General features: G+C 49.0%; 1 protein-coding gene. It reads left to right on the top strand.

Translation table 11 applies throughout. The features are described from left to right. The first annotated feature begins 126 nt into the window (after nucleotides 1-126). Nucleotides 127-798, top strand: a complete 672-nt coding sequence (locus L691_RS0112545; RefSeq protein WP_025690866.1) for a DUF559 domain-containing protein — start codon at nucleotides 127-129, stop codon at nucleotides 796-798. Nucleotides 799-842: the final 44 nt, after the last annotated feature.

Raw genomic sequence — 842 nt, 5'->3', positions numbered from 1 at the left:
GAGGAAATTCGACACTTTTTCTCCTTTCCGCAATTACAGAACTGCATTATAATGGGTCTATGACGAAGAACGTCCTGTTTCACTCAACCGAGTGAGCCGGGGCGTTTTTATTTTAGGGAGGAAAAAATGGACTTTAACGAAGCCTATCAGCAGTTTATTCATTATCATCTTGCACACCGGACAGGAGAACGCCAATCCAGGTTGAAAAGGGGGCATCTGCACGCTGAATCGCTGTTTCTGGAAAAGGTCTGGTGGCCTTTGATGGGCCAAATGAATGATCTGCATCCGGAGTATGAAGTGTTGGATTGGCGGGGCAGGTCTTATTTTGCCGACTTTGCCTGGCTCCCAGGATATACCAAGCTGATTATAGAAATCAAAGGATTTGGCCCGCATGTGCGCGATATGGACCGAATGAAGTATTGCAATGAATTGAACCGGGAGACCTTTCTGCACGCTATGGGATACCAGGTGATTTCCTTTGCCTATGACGATATTGAACAGCGTCCGCAGTTATGTATCACCTTGCTGCGCATGGTCCTGAGCCGCTACCGGCCATCAGCTGCTCCCGTCTCCAGAGCGGTGCTGGCCGAAAAAGAGGTACTCCGGCTTGCCGTTCACGCCGCCAAACCTCTACGGCCGGTGGATGTCGCCCGGCATTTTGAAGTAGACTCCAAGACGGCTGTGCTTATGCTGAAAAAACTGTGCGCCAAACGCTTACTGAACCCTGTCCGTCGCGGCAAAAGTGAACGGGCAGTCGGCTATGAACTGTCTAATAGCGTTCTTGACTATTACCTGTAACGGAAATTCTCCGGCTTAATTCTCATATTTCATCCAAAAAAGTA

This window comes from Paenibacillus zanthoxyli JH29 (genome assembly GCF_000520715.1).
Classification (GTDB): Bacteria; Bacillota; Bacilli; order Paenibacillales; family Paenibacillaceae; genus Paenibacillus_AQ; species Paenibacillus_AQ zanthoxyli.
The sequence above is the reverse complement of the archived record's forward strand: the minus strand, read 5'-3'. Positions and strand labels throughout refer to the sequence as shown.